The organism is Nocardia sp. NPDC058658, assembly GCF_042716665.1.
Classification (GTDB): domain Bacteria; phylum Actinomycetota; class Actinomycetes; order Mycobacteriales; family Mycobacteriaceae; genus Nocardia.
Genome location: NZ_JBHXRR010000007.1, coordinates 250,729 through 267,766, shown reverse-complemented (window position 1 = coordinate 267,766; position 17,038 = coordinate 250,729). Strand labels below are relative to the sequence as shown.

Sequence of the window (17,038 nt, the reverse complement as noted above, 5' to 3'; positions counted from 1 at the left end):
ATCTGAGCGTGTTCGGTCCTGCCGATCTCGAGCACGTCGCCCAGGAGCTCAATGGTCGTCCACGCAAGACGCTCGGCTGGGATACCCCAGCCGAGTGTCTGCGTGATCTACTTACCGTCTAACACCAGTGGTGTTGCGACGACCCCTTGAAACCGCCCAAGGGAAACGGGCCTTCGTAGAAACGATCTCGATGGATCGGGAGGGACCTTACTTGGCCTTCTCCAGGACCTCGACCAGACGCCAGCGCTTGGTGGCCGACAGCGGACGGGTCTCCATCAGCTGAACGTGGTCGCCGACGTGGGCGATCTCGTTCTCGTCATGCGCCTTCACCTTGGAGGTGGTGCGAATGATCTTGCCGTAGAGCTTGTGCCGGTGACGGTCTTCCAGCTCGACGACGATCGTCTTGTTCATCTTGTCCGAGACAACGTAGCCGCTGCGAACCTTGCGGCTGTTGCGCTCTGTGGTGTTCTCGCTCATGCCGCATCTCCCTTGCCAGCGGGCGCCGTGGCCAGGCCGAGCTCGCGCTCACGCATGACCGTGTAAATGCGCGCGATCTCGTGGCGGACGACGCGCAGTCGACGGTTGTTGTCGAGCTGACCCGTCGCCATCTGGAAGCGCAGGTTGAACAGCTCTTCCTTCGACTCGCGCAGTTTGGCCACGAGCTCTTCTTCGTTGAGCTCACGGAGCTCTGCGGCCGGTGTTTCTGTAGCCATCAGAACTGCTCCTCCCTGGTCACGATCCTGCATTTCATCGGGAGCTTGTGCATCGCGCGGCGCAGGGCCTCACGAGCGGTCTCCTCGTTGGGGTAAGACATCTCGAACATGACCCGACCGGGCTTCACGTTCGCGACCCACCACTCCGGCGAACCCTTACCGGAACCCATGCGGGTTTCGGCCGGCTTCTTCGTGAGCGGACGATCGGGGTAGATGTTGATCCAGATCTTGCCGCCACGCTTGATGTGGCGGGTCATCGCAATACGTGCCGACTCGATCTGACGGTTGGTGACGTAGGCGGGCTCGAGAGCCTGGATGCCGTACTCACCGAAGGCCACCGCGGTGCCGCCCTTGGCCATGCCGGAGCGACCGGGGTGGTGCTGCTTGCGGTGCTTGACCCTACGGGGCATCAGCATGCGTCAGCCCTCCTTGTTCTCTGCCGGAGCCTCCGCCACTGCAGTGGCGGCGCGACCGACCTCGGTGCTGGTCGCAGTGGTGCCAGTGGCACCCGACCGACGAGGACGGCTCGGACGCTCGCGACGCTGGCGATCCGGAGCAGCGGCGGCGGCGGTCACTTCACGACGACCACCGACGATGTCGCCCTTGTAGATCCAGACCTTGACGCCGATGCGACCGAAGGTGGTCTTGGCCTCGTAGAGGCCGTAGTCGATGTCCGCACGCAGCGTGTGCAGCGGAACGCGACCTTCACGGTAGAACTCCGAGCGCGACATTTCGGCGCCACCGAGGCGGCCCGAGCACTGCACGCGGATGCCCTTGACGTTCGGCGAACGCATGGCCGACTGAATGGCCTTACGCATCGCACGACGGAACGCCACACGGTTGGACAGCTGCTCGGCAACACCCTGAGCAACCAGCTGCGCATCCGATTCGGGGTTCTTGACCTCGAGGATGTTGAGCTGAACCTGCTTCTTGGTGAGCTTCTCCAGCTCGGCACGGATGCGATCGGCTTCCGCGCCACGGCGACCGATCACGATGCCGGGACGCGCGGTGAAGATATCCACACGGACGCGATCACGGGTGCGCTCGATCTCGACCTTCGAGATACCTGCACGCTCCATGCCAGTGGCCAGGAGCTTGCGGATCTGAACGTCTTCCTTCACGTATTCCGCGTACTGCTTGTCCGCGTACCAACGCGACTTCCAGTCGGTGGTGATACCGAGGCGGAAGCCATGGGGGTTAATTTTCTGTCCCATTTACTTTGCCCCTCCCTTCCGGCGGCTACGAGTGGCAGCGCCGGTGGTGGGCACGCTCTCGACCTCGATGGTGATGTGGCTGGTGCGCTTACGAATCCGGAACGCACGGCCCTGGGCCCGCGGCTGGAAACGCTTCATGGTGGCGCCCTCGTCGACAAAAGCAGTCGAGATGACCAGGGTGGCCGGGTTGAGGCCGAGGTTGTTCTCGGCGTTCGCCGCGGCCGAAGCCACGACCTTGGCCACGGGCTCGCTGGCAGCCTGCGGTGCGAACCGCAGGATCGCCAGCGCGTCCTCGACGCTCTTGCCGCGGACCAGGTCCACGACTCGACGGGCCTTCATCGGGGTGACCCGAACGTGCTTGGCGGTTGCGCGTGCAGTCGGGTTCTGAATGGTTTCAGTCATCGCCGCTTGCTCTTCCGGTCGTCCTTGACGTGGCTCTTGAACGTCCTGGTCGGCGCGAATTCACCAAGCTTGTGGCCGACCATGTTGTCCGAGATGAACACCGGGACATGCTTGCGACCGTCGTGGACGGCGAAAGTGTGGCCGATGAAATCGGGGATGATGGTCGAGCGACGCGACCAGGTCTTGATGACCTGCTTCGTGCCCTTTTCGTTCTGGACGTCCACCTTCGCGAGGAGGTGGTCGTCGACGAACGGGCCCTTCTTGAGGCTGCGTGGCATTTCTTACCTCCTCCTTAGCGCTTCTTGCCGGTCTTACGACGGCGAACGATGAGCTTGTCGCTCGGGCGGTTGGGCTTGCGAGTACGGCCTTCAGGCTGACCCCACGGGGAGACCGGGTGGCGACCACCGGAGGTCTTACCCTCACCACCACCGTGCGGGTGGTCGACCGGGTTCATGACGACACCACGGACGGTGGGACGACGGCCCTTCCAGCGCATACGGCCGGCCTTGCCCCAGTTGATGTTCGACTGCTCGGCGTTGCCGACCTCGCCGACGGTGGCGCGGCAGCGCACGTCGACACGGCGGATTTCACCCGAGGGCATACGAAGGGTCGCGTACGGCCCTTCCTTGCCCAGCAGCTGAATGCTCATTCCAGCGGAACGAGCCATCTTGGCGCCGCCGCCCGGACGCAGCTCCACGTTGTGAATCGTGGTACCGGTCGGGATGTTGCGCAGCGGCAGGTTGTTACCCGGCTTGATGTCGGCCGTGGGGCCGGACTCGATCGGGCTGCCCTGCTTGATGCCCTTCGGCGCGATGATGTAGCGCTTCTCGCCGTCGGCAAAGTGCAGCAGTGCGATGTTGGCGGTGCGGTTGGGGTCGTACTCGATGTGAGCGACCTTGGCCGGGATGCCGTCCTTGTCCAGCCGACGGAAGTCGATCAGACGGTAGGCACGCTTGTGACCGCCACCGCGGTGACGCGTGGTGATGCGACCGTGCGCGTTACGACCACCGGACTTGGTGAGCGGGCGCAGCAGCGACTTCTCCGGCGTCGACCGGGTGATCTCGGCGAAGTCCGAGACACTCGAGCCACGACGGCCCGGTGTAGTCGGCTTGTATTTACGGATTGCCATGAGTTCTTCTCGCTTTCTGGAGTCCCAGGCGCTTACGCGACCGGTCCTCCGAAGATCTCGATGGGCTTGCTATCGGCCGAGAGGGTCACGAGTGCGCGCTTGGTGTCCTTGCGCTTTCCGTAACCGAATTTGGTCCGCTTGCGCTTGCCCTGACGGTTGGCGGTATTGACGCTGGTGACCTTGACGCCGAAAACCTTCTCAACGGCGATCTTGATCTGCGTCTTGTTCGAGTCCGGGTGCACCAGGAAGGTGTAGGTGCCTTCCTCGATCAGCCCGTAGGACTTCTCCGAGATGACCGGCGCGAGCAGGATGTCGCGGGGGTCGGCGATGGTGGTCACTTGCTCTCCTCCTGGGCCGCCTCGGCGGGACCGTGAACGAATGCGTTCAGGGCCTCGACGCTGAACACCACGTCGTCGCTGTTGAGCACGTCGTAGGTGTTGAGCTGATCCGGGGCGATCGGCAGCACGTTCTCCAGGTTCGCCACGCTCTTCCACGCGGCGACGTCCTCGCGGCCGACGACGACCAGGAACTTCTTGCGGCCCGAGAGCTCGGCAAGGAAGTCCTTGGCAATCTTGGTCGACGGGGTCTGACCCGCGACCAGTTCGGTGATCACGTGGATGCGCTCGTTGCGGGCCCGGTCGGACAGGGCACCGCGCAGGGCGGCGGCCTTCATCTTCTTGGGGGTCCGCTGGCTGTAGTCACGCGGCTGCGGGCCGTGGACGGTGCCACCGCCTGCGAACTGCGGCGCACGGGTCGAGCCCTGACGGGCGCGGCCGGTGCCCTTCTGGCGGTACGGCTTCTTGCCACCACCGGAGACCTCGCCACGAGTCTTCGTGGAGTGGGTGCCCTGGCGAGCGGCGGCCAGCTGAGCGATGACGACCTGGTGCATCAGCGCGACGTTGGCGGTCACGTCGAAGATCTCCGAGGGGAGTTCGACGGTGCCTTCGGTCTTGCCGCCTGCGGCCTTGACGGTCAGCGTCAGGTTGGCCTTCTTGTCGAGGCTGGTCATGCGTGCGCACCACCCTTCACGGCGCTCTTGACGATCACGATGTTGCCCTTGCGGCCCGGGATAGCACCCTTGACCAGGAGCAAACCGTTCTCGGCATCCACCTTGTGAACCGAGAGGTTCTGCGTGGTGACACGGTCGTTACCCATACGGCCCGACATGCGCATGCCCTTGAACACGCGGCCGGGGGTGGCACAGCCACCGATGGAACCCGGGCGACGGTGCACAGCCTGCGCACCGTGCGAGGCACCCTGGCCCTTGAAGCCGTGACGCTTCATGGTGCCGGCGAAGCCCTTGCCCTTGCTGATTCCGGTCACGTCGACGTAGGTGCCCTCTTCGAAGACATCAGCCGAGAGTTCCTGGCCGATCTCGAAGGTGGAGGCATCCGCGACGCGGATCTCGGTGACGTGGCGACGCGGGGTGACACCGGCCTTGGCGAACTGGCCGGAAACCGGCTTGTTCACCTTGCGCGGGTCGATGGCGCCGAAAGCGATCTGCACGGCCGAATAGCCGTCGCGCTCCACGGTACGAATCTGGGTGACCACGTTCGGGCCCGCCTTGATGACGGTGACCGGGACGACGCGGTTCTTCTCGTCGAAGACCTGGGTCATGCCGAGCTTGGTGCCCAGGATGCCGGCTGCGGGCCGGTTCTTGTTGTCAGTCATGTCTCGAGTCCCCGTCACTGAATGTTGACGTCGACGCTGGCCGGGAGGTCGATGCGCATGAGCGCGTCAACCGTCTTCGGCGTCGGGTCGAGGATGTCGATGAGGCGTTTGTGCGTGCGCATCTCGAAGTGTTCGCGCGAGTCCTTGTACTTGTGCGGCGAACGGATGACGCAGTAGATGTTCTTCTCGGTCGGCAACGGCACAGGCCCGACCACACGGGCGCCGGTGCGGGTCACCGTTTCCACGATCTTGCGCGCTGACGCGTCGATCGCCTCGTGGTCATAGGCCTTGAGCCTGATGCGGATCTTTTGTCCCGCCACGCTAAGTGTCCTTTTCTCCGCTTTCCTTCGTGGTCACAGGAGCTAGCTCCCGCACCACCCTCAATTTGCACAGCCCGAACCACAAAAAAGACGCCTCAGCGTGGTTTCCCACTGAAAGACCCGCAACCAGGGCGCACCAAAAGGCACTACCTAGTCCTCGCCGCTGTTCATCTGTCATGGTTCTCCGGTCCACGCGGTCGGGCGTGTCGCCCTAACTCTTAATCTCCGACCCCGGTCGATTGCTCACCATGGGCCGGAAGTGCGTGGTTCCGAACGTATCCACACCGGCGAACCGGCGAGATACAAACTACTGCTCCCCTTGTTCAGGCATCCGCTCCGAAAGAGTCGAACAATCCTGCGCAAGGCAACCCGAACAGTATGCACCATGCCGACGACGTCGTTCAAATCGGGGGTCATGAGGTATCGATCACGCCCACACAGGGGCTTCCACCTCGACCGCACCGCCGGCTGGGCTGTACCGATCAATGGTAGCTGGCTCGTCGCCACGTCTGTCACCGGCAGGGGTTTCGCATAACTTACTTTTGAGTAAGATAGAGCCCATGACACAGGAAACCGCGACCTACCGCGGCTGGAAGAAGCTGCCCGACAACCGCATCGGGCACGCGCTGTTCTCGCTCGGCATGGTCGCCCGGGTCCCCTACTTCGGCACCGTGCTGCCCCAGGTGGTCCGCCTGGAACCCGGTGTCTGCGAGGTGACCTCCCCGAAGTGGTTCGGCATCCACAACCACCTCGGCACCTTCCACGCCATCGCCGCGTGCAACCTCGCCGAGGTGGCGATGGGCATGCTCAGCGAGGCCACCGTTCCCACCACGCATCGCTGGATCCCCAAGTCGATGAACGTGCAGTACCTGGCCAAGGCGGAAACCAGTCTGCGCGCGGTGGCGAAGCTCGCCGAGATCCCCGACTTCACGGCGATCACCAAGGGACAGGAGCTCACCGTCCCGGTGTCGGTCTACGACAAGGACGGCATCGAGGTCGTCCACGCCGACATCACCACCTGGGTCTCCCCACGCTGATCACGGCTGGGCCGGCTGTCGCATCGGTACCGTTGTCGGCAACGGCGACAGGATGGGGATCCGATGTTGGAAGTCGTGGGAGTGACGCGCAGGTTCGGGGACAACGTCGCGGTCGATGATGTCTCGTTCGCGGTGCCACCCGGCGCGTTGACCGGTTTCGTCGGGGGCAACGGCGCGGGCAAGACCACCACGATGCGAATGATCATGGGCGTCTTGGCCATTCAGTCCGGTGAGATCCGGTGGGACGGGCGACCGGTGACCACCCTGGATCGGCGCTCGTTCGGATACATGCCAGAGGAACGTGGGCTCTATCCGAAGCAGCCGGTGGCCGACCAGCTCGTCTACCTGGCCCGGTTGCGTGGGCTGCCCGCCGATAAGGCGAAGGCGCGTACCGAAAGCTTGCTGGAGCGGTTCGATCTGGGCGCGCGTGGCAAGGACAAGCTCGAGTCGTTGTCGCTGGGTAATCAGCAGCGCGTGCAGATCGCGGCCGCGGTGATCGCGCAGCCGTCGGCGCTGATCCTGGACGAGCCGTTCTCCGGGCTCGATCCCCTCGCCGTCGACTCGATGGTGGAGTTGCTGCGCGAGTTCGCCGATCAGGGTGTGCCGGTGCTGTTCTCCTCGCATCAGCTGGATCTGGTGGAGCGACTGTGCGATCAACTGGTCGTACTCGCCTCAGGGCGGGTGGTCGGGGAGGGTTCGGTCGAGGAGCTGCGGTCCAGCGGCGGGTCGCGGTATCGCCTCGTATTCGATGGTGATCCGGGGTGGTTGCGGGAGTACCCGGGAGTTCAGGTGGTCGAAAGTGCCGGGCCGGGCGTGTTGTTCGAGGTCGACAGCGGCGGTACCGACGAGCTGCTGAAAGAAGCGCTGTCGCGGGGGTCGGTGAGGGAGTTCGCCGAAGTGCGTCCAACAGTCGCCGAGATCTACCGGGAGGTGACGAAGTGAGCGGTTCGGAGCAGGCTCGCGCGGCCACAGGCAATGTGTGGCGGATCGTCGCGGCCAGGGAGATCGTGGTGAAGTTGCGCGATCGCAACTTCGTGATCTCGACGGTGGTGACGATCGTGGCGATCATCGCGTCGCTGGCGGTCAGCGGATTTCTCAGCAGCAGGCCCGACAAGGTCGACGTGGCGATCACGGGTTCGGATACCTCGGTCGTGCTCGACACGGCCAACAGCCTGGCCGCGAGCGAAGACACCACTTTCACCGCACGCCCGGTCACCGACCGAGCCGAAGTCGAACGCCTGGTGCGCGAGGACGAGGTCGACGTGGGCCTCGTACCCGCCGAACCCACCGGGTGGCAGCTGATCGGCAAGACCGCCGAGGACGATCAGGCCACCACCTACATCACCGCCGCCGCCCAGCAGCTCGCGTTGCAGCGCAATGCCGCCGCCGCAGGTGTCTCACTCGAAGAGTTGAGCCAGGGCGCGACGGTGACCTACGACCTGCTCGACAAGGGCTCGATCGATCCCGGCCTGGCCAAGATGGTCGCGTTCGTCTTCGCGTTCCTTTTCTATCTGGCGTCGATCCTGTTCGGCATGTCCATCGCGCAGAGCGTGGTCGAGGAGAAGCAGAACCGGATCGTGGAAATCCTCGCCAGTGCGATGCCGTTGCGGCAGTTGCTGATCGGCAAGGTCGCGGGCAATGCGGCGCTGGCGTTCGGGCAGTTGGTGCTGTTCGTCGGTGCGGGGCTGGCCGGGCTGGCGGTGACCGGAAAGGGCGCTCAGCTCGGCCAGGTCGCCGGGGCCGCGGGGTGGTTCATCGTGTTCTTCCTGGTCGGTTTCCTCGCGCTGGCGAGTCTGTGGGCCGTCGCCGGTTCGCTGGCCACCCGCAGCGAAGACCTCCAGTCCACCGCCACTCCCCTGTCGATGCTGATCATGATCGTGCTGTTCGCGGGCATCTTCCTCACCGGCACCGCCCGGGTGATCGCGTCCTATGTGCCGATCATGTCCATCGTCGCCATGCCGGGCCGCCTGGCCGATGGCACCGCGGCCTGGTGGGAGCCGTTCATCGCGCTGGCGCTGATGGCCGTGGCCACCTACGGGATCGTCGTTGTCGCCGAGAAGATCTACCGCCGCTCCCTGATGCAGACCCAGGGGCGCCTGACGATGCGCCAGGCGCTGGCGCTGGAGGACTAGCGCCCGCATCCGGCCGTCACGGTCGCGCGGACGAAGTGGCGACCGGATCACAGGATGCTTGCGTGGCGCGGGTGCTGCGGATTGAATGCGGGCGTGAGCGTTGCGCGGGAATTCGATATCTGTGTGGTCGGGTTGGGTCCGGCCGGGCGGGGGTTGGCGCATCGCGCGGCCGTAGCCGGGTTGCGGGTCGCGGCCGTGGATCCTCGGCCCGAGCGGCTGTTTCCGCCGACCTTCTCCTGCTGGATCGACGAGCTGCCGGAGTGGCTGCCCGAGAGCGCGATCGCGCAGCGCATCGCGGCGCCGACGGTGTGGACCAAGGGTGAGCATCGGATCGAGCGGCCCTACTGCGTGCTCTCGAAGGCCGGGCTGCATGCGGCTCTGGCCTTGGACGACGCCACGGTTTTCGCGGATCGGGCGCGGCGAGTCGACGCGCACGAGGTGGAGCTCGCGGACGGGACCGTGATCTCGGCGGCCACCGTGTTCGATACACGCGGACTGCCGACGCTGGGCAAGCGCAGGGCCGCCTCGGCGCACGGGATCTTCGTCGATGCCGAGACCGCAGCACCCATGGTCGCGGAAGGTGAAGGGCTGCTGCTGGATTGGCGTCCGGAGAACGGCGCGGGCCCGGACGAGCCACCGTCGTTCCTCTACGCGGTGCCGCTCGGGGACGGGACGGTGATCTTCGAGGAGACCAGCCTCGGCTTACGCGGCGGGATGCCGCAGCACGAGTTACGCAAGCGCACGTTGAACAGGCTCGCGGCGCACGGGATCACTCTCACCGGCGACGAACCCCACGAAGCCGCCCACTATCCCCTTGACCAGCCGCCCCCGAAGAAGGGCAGCGCGATCGCGGTCCCGTTCGGCTCGCGCGGCGGCATGATGCACCCCTGCACCGGCTACAGCGTGGCCGACTCCCTCGCACTGGCCGACACCGCGATCACCGCGGTCCAGCAGGGCGACAACCCGATCGCCGCCCTCTGGCCGTGGCAGGCGCGATCGGTCTACTGGATGCGGATGCGCGGCCTGTGGGGCCTTGGCCGACTCACCACCGACCAGTCCATCGCGATGTTCGACGCGTTCTTCACCGAATCCGACCGCCGCCAACGAGCCCTACTCTCGGCCCACGACGACTACACCGCCCTCGGCACAGCCTTGTTCAACACCGTCGCCCACACCTGGCCGTTCCGCTGGCGCTACGACCTGGTCGGGTGGACCAATCGCGACCGGTGGCTCGACTACCCCTTCGACCACGCACCGGAATTCGATGGGAAACCGGCGTAATCACGCAATCCGCCTCGCTTCGATCAGTTTTCTGACTGAGAACGAACGAAGTGCGTGATTTCGCCAGTCCTACGAGGTCTCGGCCGCCTTCTTGTACCCGACAATCGCCGGATACGCGAACACCACGACCATCCCCACCGTCCACGCGACAGTCTTGAGCAGCGGCTCGGCGACGGGCCCGCCGTAGGACAGCCCCTTCATCGCGTCGATCGCGCAGCTCATCGGCTGATTCGCGACCACGTCCTGCAACCAGGTCGGGTACGCGAACACGGGCACGAAGCCGGTGTTGAAGAACATCAGCAGGGTGTTGAGGATGCCGATGAGGCTGATCAGCATCACGCCCTCGGTGATCGTGGCCAGCGCGGTCACCATCACCGCGAACCCGACGCCGAACAGCACCGGGACCAGCACCAGCGCGATATTGGCGAACGGGTCCTCCATGAACAGGAACCCGAGTGGCACCGCCACGAGCAGCACGATCAGCGTGGTGATCAGGATGCGCAGCATCTCGGCCAGCAGTCGTCCGGTGAGCAGCGAGGCCTTGTTCAGCGGCATTGTGTAGAACCGGCTGAGCAGGCCCGATGCCTTCTCGCGTTTGAACCCGAGGGCACTCACGACGGCGCCGGTCATGGCCGCGACGAGGGTGAGCAGCGCGGCCTGGCCGTAGATGCTGGGGGTTCCGGTGGCCGCGGTGATCGAGTCACCGAGCACGATGCGGAACATCAGCAGCGTCACCGCGGGGTAGGCGATGGTCTGGATGGTCGTGGACGGGTCGCGCAACCACACCATCAGCAGCCGCTTGGTCTGGATCAGGCTGTGGGTGAACCACACCGACACCGAACCCTCCGGCTTGGCGTGCACCACCGGCAGGTCGGCGGCGGCCTCCTCGACCGATGCCTTCTCGATTGTTGTCATGATCGCCTCACACTCGCCCACACAGCCAGTGGGAGGAACAGAACTGCCAGCCCGCCGAGCCACGCCAGCGACACCCAGGTGCCGGCCCAGCTCAGGTGGCCGACGGCCATATCGCTGAGGGTCTGGGCGAACTGGGAGATCGGCTGGTTGCGCGCGAACGGCCGCACCCAGGTCGGGAAGCTGGCCTCTGGCACGAACCCGGTCGACATCATGCCGAAGATCAGAATCGGCAGCGTGAGTGCCTGGCTCAGCGCCTCGGGGTTCTTGGTGAGGCTGCCGAGCGCGTCGGCGCCGAGAGTGAGGACGAGGCCGACCGCCAGCGCGAAGCCGCCGAACGCGAGCGCCTGCAACCAGCCACCGGTGAACCGGAACCCGATCACATAGCCGTATCCGATGGTCGCGATCAGCGAGACGATCGAGCGCACCAGACCCGCGCAGATGCGCGACATCAACGGAACCAGCGAACCGATCGGCATGGTCTGCAGTCGGGTGCTCAATCCGGTGAGCGCTTCGAACGCCGCGAGCTGCGCGTTCGACATCATCGTCATGGCCATGGTCTGCAGCACGACGATCGGCATCACGTACTGCGCGTAGTCGATGCCCTGGACCTTCATGACGTACCGCAACGGCAGGTAGAAGGCCACGGTCACCACGAGCGGGGTGAGCACCGCGACGATCAGCTCGCCCTTGGTGGCCATGGTGAGCACGATGCGCCCGGTCAGCGCGCGCCACTGCGCGAAGCTGCTCGGGCGCACAGCGGGAAGCTCGGCGAACAGGTTGTTCGCCGCAGGGGTGGAGACGCTCACTAGTGGCCGCCCGAGTGGCCGGTGATCGACAGGAACACGTCGTCGAGCGAGGGGCGGCGCAGGGCGATGTCGGCCAGGTCGATGCCGGCGTTGTCGAGCCTGCGCAGTGCCTCGGCGAGGGTGGCGGCGCCGTCGGGGGCGGGGATGGACAGTTTGTCGGCGCCGTCGATCTCGGCGGCGACGGCGGCCGGAACCAGGTCGCCGAGGGCTTTCACGGTTTGCGGGATGCGGCTCAGATCCAGGGGGACGATCTCGCAGAAGCTGCCACCGGTCTTGGCCTTGAGCTCGTCGGCGGTGCCTTCGGCGATGACGGTGCCCTTGTCGATGACGATGATGTTGTCGCTGAGCACGTCGGCTTCTTCGAGGTACTGCGTGGTGAGCAGTACCGTGATGCCCTGATTCTTGAGCGCGGTGACCAGGTCCCACACGCCCTGACGGCTGCGCGGGTCGAGGCCGGTGGTCGGCTCGTCGAGGAAGACCACCTCGGGCCGCACGACCAGCCCGCAGGCGATGTCTACGCGACGACGCATACCACCGGAGTAGTTGCGCACGGCGCGCTTACCCGCACTGACCAGGTCGAATTCCTCGAGGAGGACCTCGGCGCGCTTGCGGGCGGCCGACTTGGTCAGGCCCATCAGGCGACCGAACAGCTCGAGGTTCTCGCGGCCGGTCAGGTTCTCGTCGAGCGCGGCGTACTGGCCGGTCATCATGATCGAACGGCGCACGCCCGCGGCATCGGTGAGCACGTCGTGCCCGGCGACCACGGCGGTGCCGGAGTCGGGACGAAGCAGCGTGGACAGGATCTTGACCATGGTGGTCTTGCCCGCACCGTTGGGCCCGAGGATGCCGAGCACACTGGCCTTGTCCGCCTGGAAACTGATGCCCTGCAAAGCGTGCACATCGCCGAACGACTTGCGCACGTCGGACACCAGCACCGCGGGTTCACTGTCGCTCGACGCGACGCCACCTGCAGGCGAATCCACTGAGATCGAACTCGGCATCAACTCTCCACCATCGGCCGGGTGCGCACGGCTGGAATCAGAGACGAGCGCACGCGGAACAAATACTTCCCGGTAAGTGATCCATACCGTTCGGCGCGATGTTACCGGTCTGCCGGTTTTCCCGGCCCGGTCTGGCGTGGATGCGCCCGGTTTGCCGGTCGTCGCGTGCGAAGACTGCGGTGTTGCGTTGCTCACGTGGGCAGTGCGGGGGCAGTGCATCGCCCTTGTCGGCACGGCTGCGCACCCATACGCTGACCTTCGGGGAAACACTCGTCAACCGGCCCGCACGCGGGTGAGTTCGAACTTGTGGGGAGGTGACCATGGTCGAGTCAGCTGCCGCCGCCGCTGTACCGACGGGTCGGTCCGATGTGCTCACGTCCTATGACCCGCGCACCGGCGAACTGCTCGGGCAGTATCCGGTGCAGGGCAGCGCCGAGGTCACCCGCGCGGTACGCACCGCGCGCGCCTCCCAGAACTGGTGGGGCGAACTGGATTTCGGTGAGCGCAAGCACCTGTTACTCGACTGGCGACGCCAGATCGCCCGCAACGCAGGCGAATTGGTGGAGCTCCTGCGTAGCGAGACCGGCAAGCCGGAGGCCGACGCCACCCTCGAAGTGATGCTGGCGGTGGAGAATCTGGACTGGGCCGCCCGCAACGCCGAGCGCACCCTTGGCCGAAAGCGCCTGCCCACCGGCTGGTTCACCCGCAATCAGCACGCCTCCGTCGGCTATCTGCCGCTGGGTGTGATCGGCGTGCTCGGCGCCTGGAACAACCCGGTGTTCACCCCGATGGGTTCGATTGCCTACGCCATGGCCGCCGGTAACGCGGTGGTGTTCAATCCGCACGAACTCAGCACCGGTGTGGGCCTCTGGCTGGCCGACAGCTGGGCCGCGGTCTCACCCGATCAGCCTGTGCTGCAAGCGGTTACCGGGAATTCGCGGACCGCGACCGCTCTGTGTAAAGCCGAGGTGGACAAGATCGCCTACGCCGGGCCCGAGGCAGGTGGACGCGAGGTGATCGGGCTGTGCGCGCAGACGCTGACACCGGTGGTGGTGGAGAACAGCGGCAAGGGCTCGATGATCGTGCACGTCGACGCGGTGCTCGACGCGGCCGCGGAGGCTGCGGTGTTCGGCGCGATGGCCAACGCGGGGCAGAACGCCTCGGGGATCCAGCGCTGTTATGTCGCCGATTCGGTGTTCGACGATTTCCTGGCGAAAGTGGCCGAGCGGGCGGCCAAGCTGCGTCCCGGCGCCGACAACCGGGCTTCCTACGGCCCGATGATCAATGCCGCCCAGGTCGACGTGGTGCGCAAGCAGGTCCGCGACGCGCTCGCTCAGGGCGGCCACGCGGTGCTCGGCGGGCTCGATTCCTTCCGCGACCCGTACGTGGAACCGATCGTGCTGGCCGAGGTGCCGGAGGACAGCATCGCCATCACCGGCGAGGGAATCGGCCCGGTGCTCGTGGTGAATCGGGTCGCCGATCTGGCCGACGCGGTCACCCGGGTCAACGCGGCGGGCAACGGCATCGCCGTCACGATCTTCACCCTCGACATCCCCAGCGCGGAGTTCGTCGCCGAACAGTTGAAAGTCGGTGTGGTGACGGTGAATTCGTCGACCGCGTTCACCGGCATTCCGGCGCTGCCGTTCGGCGGTGTCGGCGAGTACGGCCAGGGACACAGTCACGGCCAGCAGGGTCTGCGCGAGTTCAGCCGGACGATGTCGATCGCCCGCAGGCGCTACCGTGCGCCGGTCCGGCTGTCGACCTTCGACCGTCGGCCAGGGCATCTACAGACGGCGAAAGCCCTGTTCCGCTTACGCCGCGGCTGACCCGCTGAGCCCGAGCGACTCGGCGAAGCGCGCGGTGGTCCGCGACGCGAGTTCTCAGCCCCACGGCCTCCTGAATTGCCGACGGGCCTCAGGGGTTTTCGTCGGCCGAGCCGCTGCCGAGCAGTACCGCGTCGGTCAGCGCGGCGAGGCGGGCGAGCTGTTCGGGACGTGAGTCGAACCGCAGCAGACGACCGACGTCGATGATCTGGCCGACGGCGGCGTGCACCCGGAAGCGGGCTTCGATCGGGTCCACGTCGAGCAGGTTGGCCCATTCGAGAATGTTCTGGCGCTGGATCGCGCGCAGGCGGTGCTGTTCGGCCTGTGGGAGGTTGCTGAACTCGGCGTAGTAGACCGGCATGATCTCGGGCGTCGCGAAGGTCAGGCGCGCGTGCTGGTCGGCGATGCGGCGGGCGGCGTCGGCGCGATCGGTGCCCTCGGCCAGCGCTTCGCCGATCGCGACCGAGAGGCGGTCGGCGGTGCGGTGGAAGGCGGCGGCGAGCAGGTCGGCCTTGCTGTCGAAGTGGCGGTACACGCTGGAGGCGTTGATGCCCACGGCGGCGCCGATCTCCTCGATGCCCGATTCGTGATAGCCGTTGCGGCCGAAGATCCGGATCGCCTCGGTGAGCAGCTGTTCGCGTTTCGAGGTGACCGGCAGGCCACGGGTCTGCTTGTCGGGCTCGGCCGCGGTGGGCGCCGGCGGCAGCTCGGCGCGCACGATCGCCCATGCCATCTCGAGCTGCACGGCGAGCAAGCGGGGGTGCGAGAGGGTGGTGCGGTGCGCAGCGATGCTGGCCAGCGAACTCAGCGCGCCGACCGCGAGCAGGATGACGTCGTCGGCGCTCGCTTCCGGCCGCAGTTCGGCGATCCGCGCGGCCACGTTCGCCTCGAGTTCGCGGTAGAACGCGCGGATGCGCACCCGGTCCTCGCGCTCGAGGTAGCGGCGTTCCCAGCGGTAGAGCCCGGCTTCGCGGCGGATGTCGATATTGCGTTCGGCGACGGCGGTGAGCACCGCGTTCAGCCTGGCTTCGGGGCTCAGCGCCGGGTCGTCGGCCGCAGCGGCGACATCGCGCAAACCCCGAGCACCCTCCTCGGCGGCGGCCACGAGCAGTGCGTATTTGTTGGCGAAATGACGGTAGAGCGCGGGCCCGGAGATGCCAACTTCGGCGGCGATCTCGTCCACGCCGACGGGATAGTAGCCGCGCGCGCTGAACGCACGGGCGGCGGCCCGCATGATCTGCATCTTGCGGTCCTTGGGCCTGCGACGCACGACGCGGGCAGGTGCGGTCGTCGGCTCGCCGGCCTGTTCGGCCTCACTGCGATCGGCGACCATGCACTCACTTTCCGTTGCGCGAACCGGGTTGGTCCAGTCAACCTAAGTTAACCACAATTCGCAAACGTCGAGGGCAGGTCGAACAAATGCGACCGCCCCGGCAGCGACGTGCTCGCTACCGGGGCGGTTCGGACGAAAACCGGAGTTCTACAGGCCGAGCCCGCGGGCCAGTGTCGGCCACGACAGCTTCAGCTCGTCCTTCCAGTAGCCCCACGAGTGGGTGCCGCTCGGCCGGAAGTTGAAGGTGGCCGGGATGCCGAGCTCGTTGAGCCGGTTGGCCAGGTTGTGCGTGCAGTAGTTGGTGCCCGCCTCGATCACGCCGCCGATGACGATCTGGTTGGCGAGGCCGTAGGCGCCGGGCAGCGCGTAGGGGCCGTCGAGGGTGTCGTAGGGGCCGGGCAGGCCGTTGCCGGTGGAGACGTAGAGATCCATGCCGCGCAAACCCTCGGCGTTCACGTACGGGTCGTTCTTGACCCATTCCGCCGAGCCCTGCGGACCCCACATGTTCATGGTGTTGCCGCCGCCCCAGGTCTCGACCGTGAGCTTGACGAATTCCGAACCGACCGGGTCGGAGGTCTGCGCGCAACCGCTGTAGGCCGCGGCCGCCTTGTACAGGCCGGGCTTGGCGATCGGCAGCGCGAGCACGGTGGTGCCGGAGGTGGAAAGGCCCGCGATGGCGTTCACGCCGTTCGTGCCGAGGGCGCCGTCGACGAGCGGGGGCAGTTCCTCGGTGAAGAAGGTCTTCCACTTGTTGCGCCCGACGACCGGGTCGTCGGCGATCCAGTCGGTGTAGTAGCTCCAGGCGCCACCGATCGGCTGGATGACGTTGACGTTCTTGTCGCCGAGGAAGGCGAGCGCGTCGGTCTTGGCCACCCACGACGCCGAATCCTCGCCGCCGCCCGCACCATTGAGCAGGTACAGGGTGGGGCGTGGAACCGAGGCGTCGGCGGGGCGCTGCACGTCGACGATGATGTTGGAGTCCATGGACGCGGAGTACACGTGCAGTCGCAGACTGCGCGCGTCCTTCACTTCGGCCTTGACGATCTTGGACCCGTTGTCGGAGACCGGGTTGGCGAGCAGGCTCTTGGAGTCGATGATCGGGTCAGCGGATGCCGGGCTGGTGCCGATGCCCGACATCAGTCCCGCCGCCACTGCCGTTGCCGCGATCATCGCCGCGGCCCTGAGGCCACGACGCCGGATGGGCCGACGCATCAATTTCGCACCTTCGCTTCGTCTCGAATTCCGACTCGGTCCGTGCTCC

The 17,038-nt window shown here is 66.1% G+C and carries 21 protein-coding genes and 1 pseudogene; 6 read left to right on the top strand and 16 right to left on the bottom strand.

Annotated features, from left to right (window positions below):
• Nucleotides 1–122, top strand: a pseudogene (locus ACFWUP_RS14240) (IS30 family transposase); the annotation flags it as partial.
• An 85-nt stretch (nucleotides 123–207) separates the two neighbouring features.
• Here ACFWUP_RS14240 and rpsQ read toward each other — a convergent pair.
• Genes rpsQ through rpsJ form a run of 11 tightly spaced genes read right to left on the bottom strand, consistent with a single transcriptional unit; the run spans nucleotide 208 to nucleotide 5,449 of the window.
• A complete protein-coding gene (rpsQ, locus tag ACFWUP_RS14235) occupies nucleotides 208–477 on the bottom strand; it encodes a 30S ribosomal protein S17 (RefSeq protein WP_101464453.1) in 270 nt (89 codons plus the stop codon).
• Entirely contained in the window at nucleotides 474–713 is a 240-nt protein-coding gene (rpmC, locus tag ACFWUP_RS14230) for a 50S ribosomal protein L29 (RefSeq protein WP_378598401.1), read from the bottom strand. Before rpmC ends, rpsQ begins: the two co-directional genes overlap by 4 nt.
• Nucleotides 713–1,129 carry a 50S ribosomal protein L16 gene (gene rplP / locus ACFWUP_RS14225; protein ID WP_056818475.1) on the bottom strand — a complete coding sequence of 139 codons (417 nt, stop codon included), beginning with the start codon at nucleotides 1,127–1,129 and terminating at the stop codon, nucleotides 713–715. The genes rpmC and rplP overlap by 1 nt, the downstream gene beginning before the upstream one ends.
• Nucleotides 1,130–1,132: 3 nt before the next feature.
• On the bottom strand, nucleotides 1,133–1,927 hold the full coding sequence (gene rpsC / locus ACFWUP_RS14220; protein WP_379234191.1) for a 30S ribosomal protein S3: 795 nt from the start codon (nucleotides 1,925–1,927) through the stop codon (nucleotides 1,133–1,135).
• Nucleotides 1,928–2,329, bottom strand: a complete 402-nt coding sequence (rplV, locus tag ACFWUP_RS14215; RefSeq protein ID WP_067448312.1) for a 50S ribosomal protein L22 — start codon at nucleotides 2,327–2,329, stop codon at nucleotides 1,928–1,930.
• Nucleotides 2,326–2,607 carry a 30S ribosomal protein S19 gene (rpsS, locus tag ACFWUP_RS14210; RefSeq protein ID WP_056818481.1) on the bottom strand — a complete coding sequence of 94 codons (282 nt, stop codon included), beginning with the start codon at nucleotides 2,605–2,607 and terminating at the stop codon, nucleotides 2,326–2,328. Before rpsS ends, rplV begins: the two co-directional genes overlap by 4 nt.
• A gap of 14 nt (nucleotides 2,608–2,621) precedes the next feature.
• The gene (gene rplB / locus ACFWUP_RS14205; protein WP_056818484.1) at nucleotides 2,622–3,458 is read right to left on the bottom strand and encodes a 50S ribosomal protein L2; all 837 of its coding nucleotides are present in this window, start codon (nucleotides 3,456–3,458) and stop codon (nucleotides 2,622–2,624) included.
• A 32-nt stretch (nucleotides 3,459–3,490) separates the two neighbouring features.
• Complete coding sequence (gene rplW / locus ACFWUP_RS14200; protein WP_378953639.1) at nucleotides 3,491–3,796, bottom strand: 50S ribosomal protein L23; 306 nt, start codon at nucleotides 3,794–3,796, stop codon at nucleotides 3,491–3,493.
• The gene (gene rplD / locus ACFWUP_RS14195; RefSeq protein ID WP_379234189.1) at nucleotides 3,793–4,467 is read right to left on the bottom strand and encodes a 50S ribosomal protein L4; all 675 of its coding nucleotides are present in this window, start codon (nucleotides 4,465–4,467) and stop codon (nucleotides 3,793–3,795) included. Before rplD ends, rplW begins: the two co-directional genes overlap by 4 nt.
• Nucleotides 4,464–5,129, bottom strand: a complete 666-nt coding sequence (gene rplC / locus ACFWUP_RS14190; RefSeq protein WP_379234187.1) for a 50S ribosomal protein L3 — start codon at nucleotides 5,127–5,129, stop codon at nucleotides 4,464–4,466. Before rplC ends, rplD begins: the two co-directional genes overlap by 4 nt.
• 14 nt (nucleotides 5,130–5,143) lie before the next feature.
• Entirely contained in the window at nucleotides 5,144–5,449 is a 306-nt protein-coding gene (gene rpsJ, locus ACFWUP_RS14185) for a 30S ribosomal protein S10 (protein WP_040804197.1), read from the bottom strand.
• 560 nt (nucleotides 5,450–6,009) lie between these two features.
• On the opposite strand from rpsJ, the gene ACFWUP_RS14180 reads away from it, so the two are divergent.
• The 4 genes from ACFWUP_RS14180 to ACFWUP_RS14165 all read left to right on the top strand — a co-directional run bounded on the left by ACFWUP_RS14180 (nucleotide 6,010) and on the right by ACFWUP_RS14165 (nucleotide 9,899).
• Nucleotides 6,010–6,486 carry a hotdog fold domain-containing protein gene (locus ACFWUP_RS14180; protein WP_379234185.1) on the top strand — a complete coding sequence of 159 codons (477 nt, stop codon included), beginning with the start codon at nucleotides 6,010–6,012 and terminating at the stop codon, nucleotides 6,484–6,486.
• A gap of 63 nt (nucleotides 6,487–6,549) precedes the next feature.
• Entirely contained in the window at nucleotides 6,550–7,428 is an 879-nt protein-coding gene (locus ACFWUP_RS14175) for an ABC transporter ATP-binding protein (protein WP_379234183.1), read from the top strand.
• Nucleotides 7,425–8,618 carry an ABC transporter permease gene (locus ACFWUP_RS14170; RefSeq protein WP_379234181.1) on the top strand — a complete coding sequence of 398 codons (1,194 nt, stop codon included), beginning with the start codon at nucleotides 7,425–7,427 and terminating at the stop codon, nucleotides 8,616–8,618. Before ACFWUP_RS14175 ends, ACFWUP_RS14170 begins: the two co-directional genes overlap by 4 nt.
• Nucleotides 8,619–8,711: 93 nt before the next feature.
• A complete protein-coding gene (locus ACFWUP_RS14165) occupies nucleotides 8,712–9,899 on the top strand; it encodes a lycopene cyclase family protein (protein WP_379234179.1) in 1,188 nt (395 codons plus the stop codon).
• A gap of 69 nt (nucleotides 9,900–9,968) precedes the next feature.
• Here ACFWUP_RS14165 and ACFWUP_RS14160 read toward each other — a convergent pair whose 3' ends face one another.
• From ACFWUP_RS14160 to ACFWUP_RS14150, 3 genes are read right to left on the bottom strand one after another with little or no spacing between them, the layout of a single operon-like run.
• A complete protein-coding gene (locus ACFWUP_RS14160) occupies nucleotides 9,969–10,814 on the bottom strand; it encodes an ABC transporter permease (protein WP_379234177.1) in 846 nt (281 codons plus the stop codon).
• A complete protein-coding gene (locus tag ACFWUP_RS14155) occupies nucleotides 10,811–11,620 on the bottom strand; it encodes an ABC transporter permease (protein WP_379234175.1) in 810 nt (269 codons plus the stop codon). Before ACFWUP_RS14155 ends, ACFWUP_RS14160 begins: the two co-directional genes overlap by 4 nt.
• Nucleotides 11,620–12,621 carry an ATP-binding cassette domain-containing protein gene (locus ACFWUP_RS14150; RefSeq protein ID WP_379234173.1) on the bottom strand — a complete coding sequence of 334 codons (1,002 nt, stop codon included), beginning with the start codon at nucleotides 12,619–12,621 and terminating at the stop codon, nucleotides 11,620–11,622. The genes ACFWUP_RS14155 and ACFWUP_RS14150 overlap by 1 nt, the downstream gene beginning before the upstream one ends.
• 320 nt (nucleotides 12,622–12,941) lie before the next feature.
• On the opposite strand from ACFWUP_RS14150, the gene ACFWUP_RS14145 reads away from it, so the two are divergent.
• The gene (locus ACFWUP_RS14145; RefSeq protein WP_379234171.1) at nucleotides 12,942–14,447 is read left to right on the top strand and encodes an aldehyde dehydrogenase family protein; all 1,506 of its coding nucleotides are present in this window, start codon (nucleotides 12,942–12,944) and stop codon (nucleotides 14,445–14,447) included.
• 88 nt (nucleotides 14,448–14,535) lie between these two features.
• Here ACFWUP_RS14145 and ACFWUP_RS14140 read toward each other — a convergent pair whose 3' ends face one another.
• Together ACFWUP_RS14140 and ACFWUP_RS14135 are read right to left on the bottom strand one after the other, a co-directional pair.
• A complete protein-coding gene (locus ACFWUP_RS14140) occupies nucleotides 14,536–15,777 on the bottom strand; it encodes a TetR/AcrR family transcriptional regulator (RefSeq protein WP_379234169.1) in 1,242 nt (413 codons plus the stop codon).
• A gap of 147 nt (nucleotides 15,778–15,924) precedes the next feature.
• Nucleotides 15,925–16,947: an alpha/beta hydrolase gene (locus ACFWUP_RS14135; protein ID WP_379234216.1), complete on the bottom strand. Its 1,023-nt coding sequence runs from the start codon at nucleotides 16,945–16,947 to the stop codon at nucleotides 15,925–15,927.
• Between the last annotated feature and the right edge of the window lie 91 nt (nucleotides 16,948–17,038).

Excerpts from the sequence above, each read along its gene's own strand:
- rpsQ (WP_101464453.1), bottom strand. The coding sequence starts at position 477 with ATGAGCGAGAACACCACAGAGCGCAACAGCCGCAAGGTTCGCAGCGGC.
- rpmC (WP_378598401.1), bottom strand. The coding sequence starts at position 713 with ATGGCTACAGAAACACCGGCCGCAGAGCTCCGTGAGCTCAACGAAGAA.
- rplP (WP_056818475.1), bottom strand. The coding sequence starts at position 1,129 with ATGCTGATGCCCCGTAGGGTCAAGCACCGCAAGCAGCACCACCCCGGT.
- rpsC (WP_379234191.1), bottom strand. The coding sequence starts at position 1,927 with ATGGGACAGAAAATTAACCCCCATGGCTTCCGCCTCGGTATCACCACC.
- rplV (WP_067448312.1), bottom strand. The coding sequence starts at position 2,329 with ATGACTGAAACCATTCAGAACCCGACTGCACGCGCAACCGCCAAGCAC.
- rpsS (WP_056818481.1), bottom strand. The coding sequence starts at position 2,607 with ATGCCACGCAGCCTCAAGAAGGGCCCGTTCGTCGACGACCACCTCCTC.
- rplB (WP_056818484.1), bottom strand. The coding sequence starts at position 3,458 with ATGGCAATCCGTAAATACAAGCCGACTACACCGGGCCGTCGTGGCTCG.
- rplD (WP_379234189.1), bottom strand. The coding sequence starts at position 4,467 with ATGACCAGCCTCGACAAGAAGGCCAACCTGACGCTGACCGTCAAGGCC.
- rplC (WP_379234187.1), bottom strand. The coding sequence starts at position 5,129 with ATGACTGACAACAAGAACCGGCCCGCAGCCGGCATCCTGGGCACCAAG.
- ACFWUP_RS14180 (WP_379234185.1), top strand. The coding sequence starts at position 6,010 with ATGACACAGGAAACCGCGACCTACCGCGGCTGGAAGAAGCTGCCCGAC.
- ACFWUP_RS14175 (WP_379234183.1), top strand. The coding sequence starts at position 6,550 with ATGTTGGAAGTCGTGGGAGTGACGCGCAGGTTCGGGGACAACGTCGCG.
- ACFWUP_RS14160 (WP_379234177.1), bottom strand. The coding sequence starts at position 10,814 with ATGACAACAATCGAGAAGGCATCGGTCGAGGAGGCCGCCGCCGACCTG.
- ACFWUP_RS14150 (WP_379234173.1), bottom strand. The coding sequence starts at position 12,621 with ATGCCGAGTTCGATCTCAGTGGATTCGCCTGCAGGTGGCGTCGCGTCG.
- ACFWUP_RS14145 (WP_379234171.1), top strand. The coding sequence starts at position 12,942 with ATGGTCGAGTCAGCTGCCGCCGCCGCTGTACCGACGGGTCGGTCCGAT.
- ACFWUP_RS14140 (WP_379234169.1), bottom strand. The coding sequence starts at position 15,777 with ATGGTCGCCGATCGCAGTGAGGCCGAACAGGCCGGCGAGCCGACGACC.
- ACFWUP_RS14135 (WP_379234216.1), bottom strand. The coding sequence starts at position 16,947 with ATGATCGCGGCAACGGCAGTGGCGGCGGGACTGATGTCGGGCATCGGC.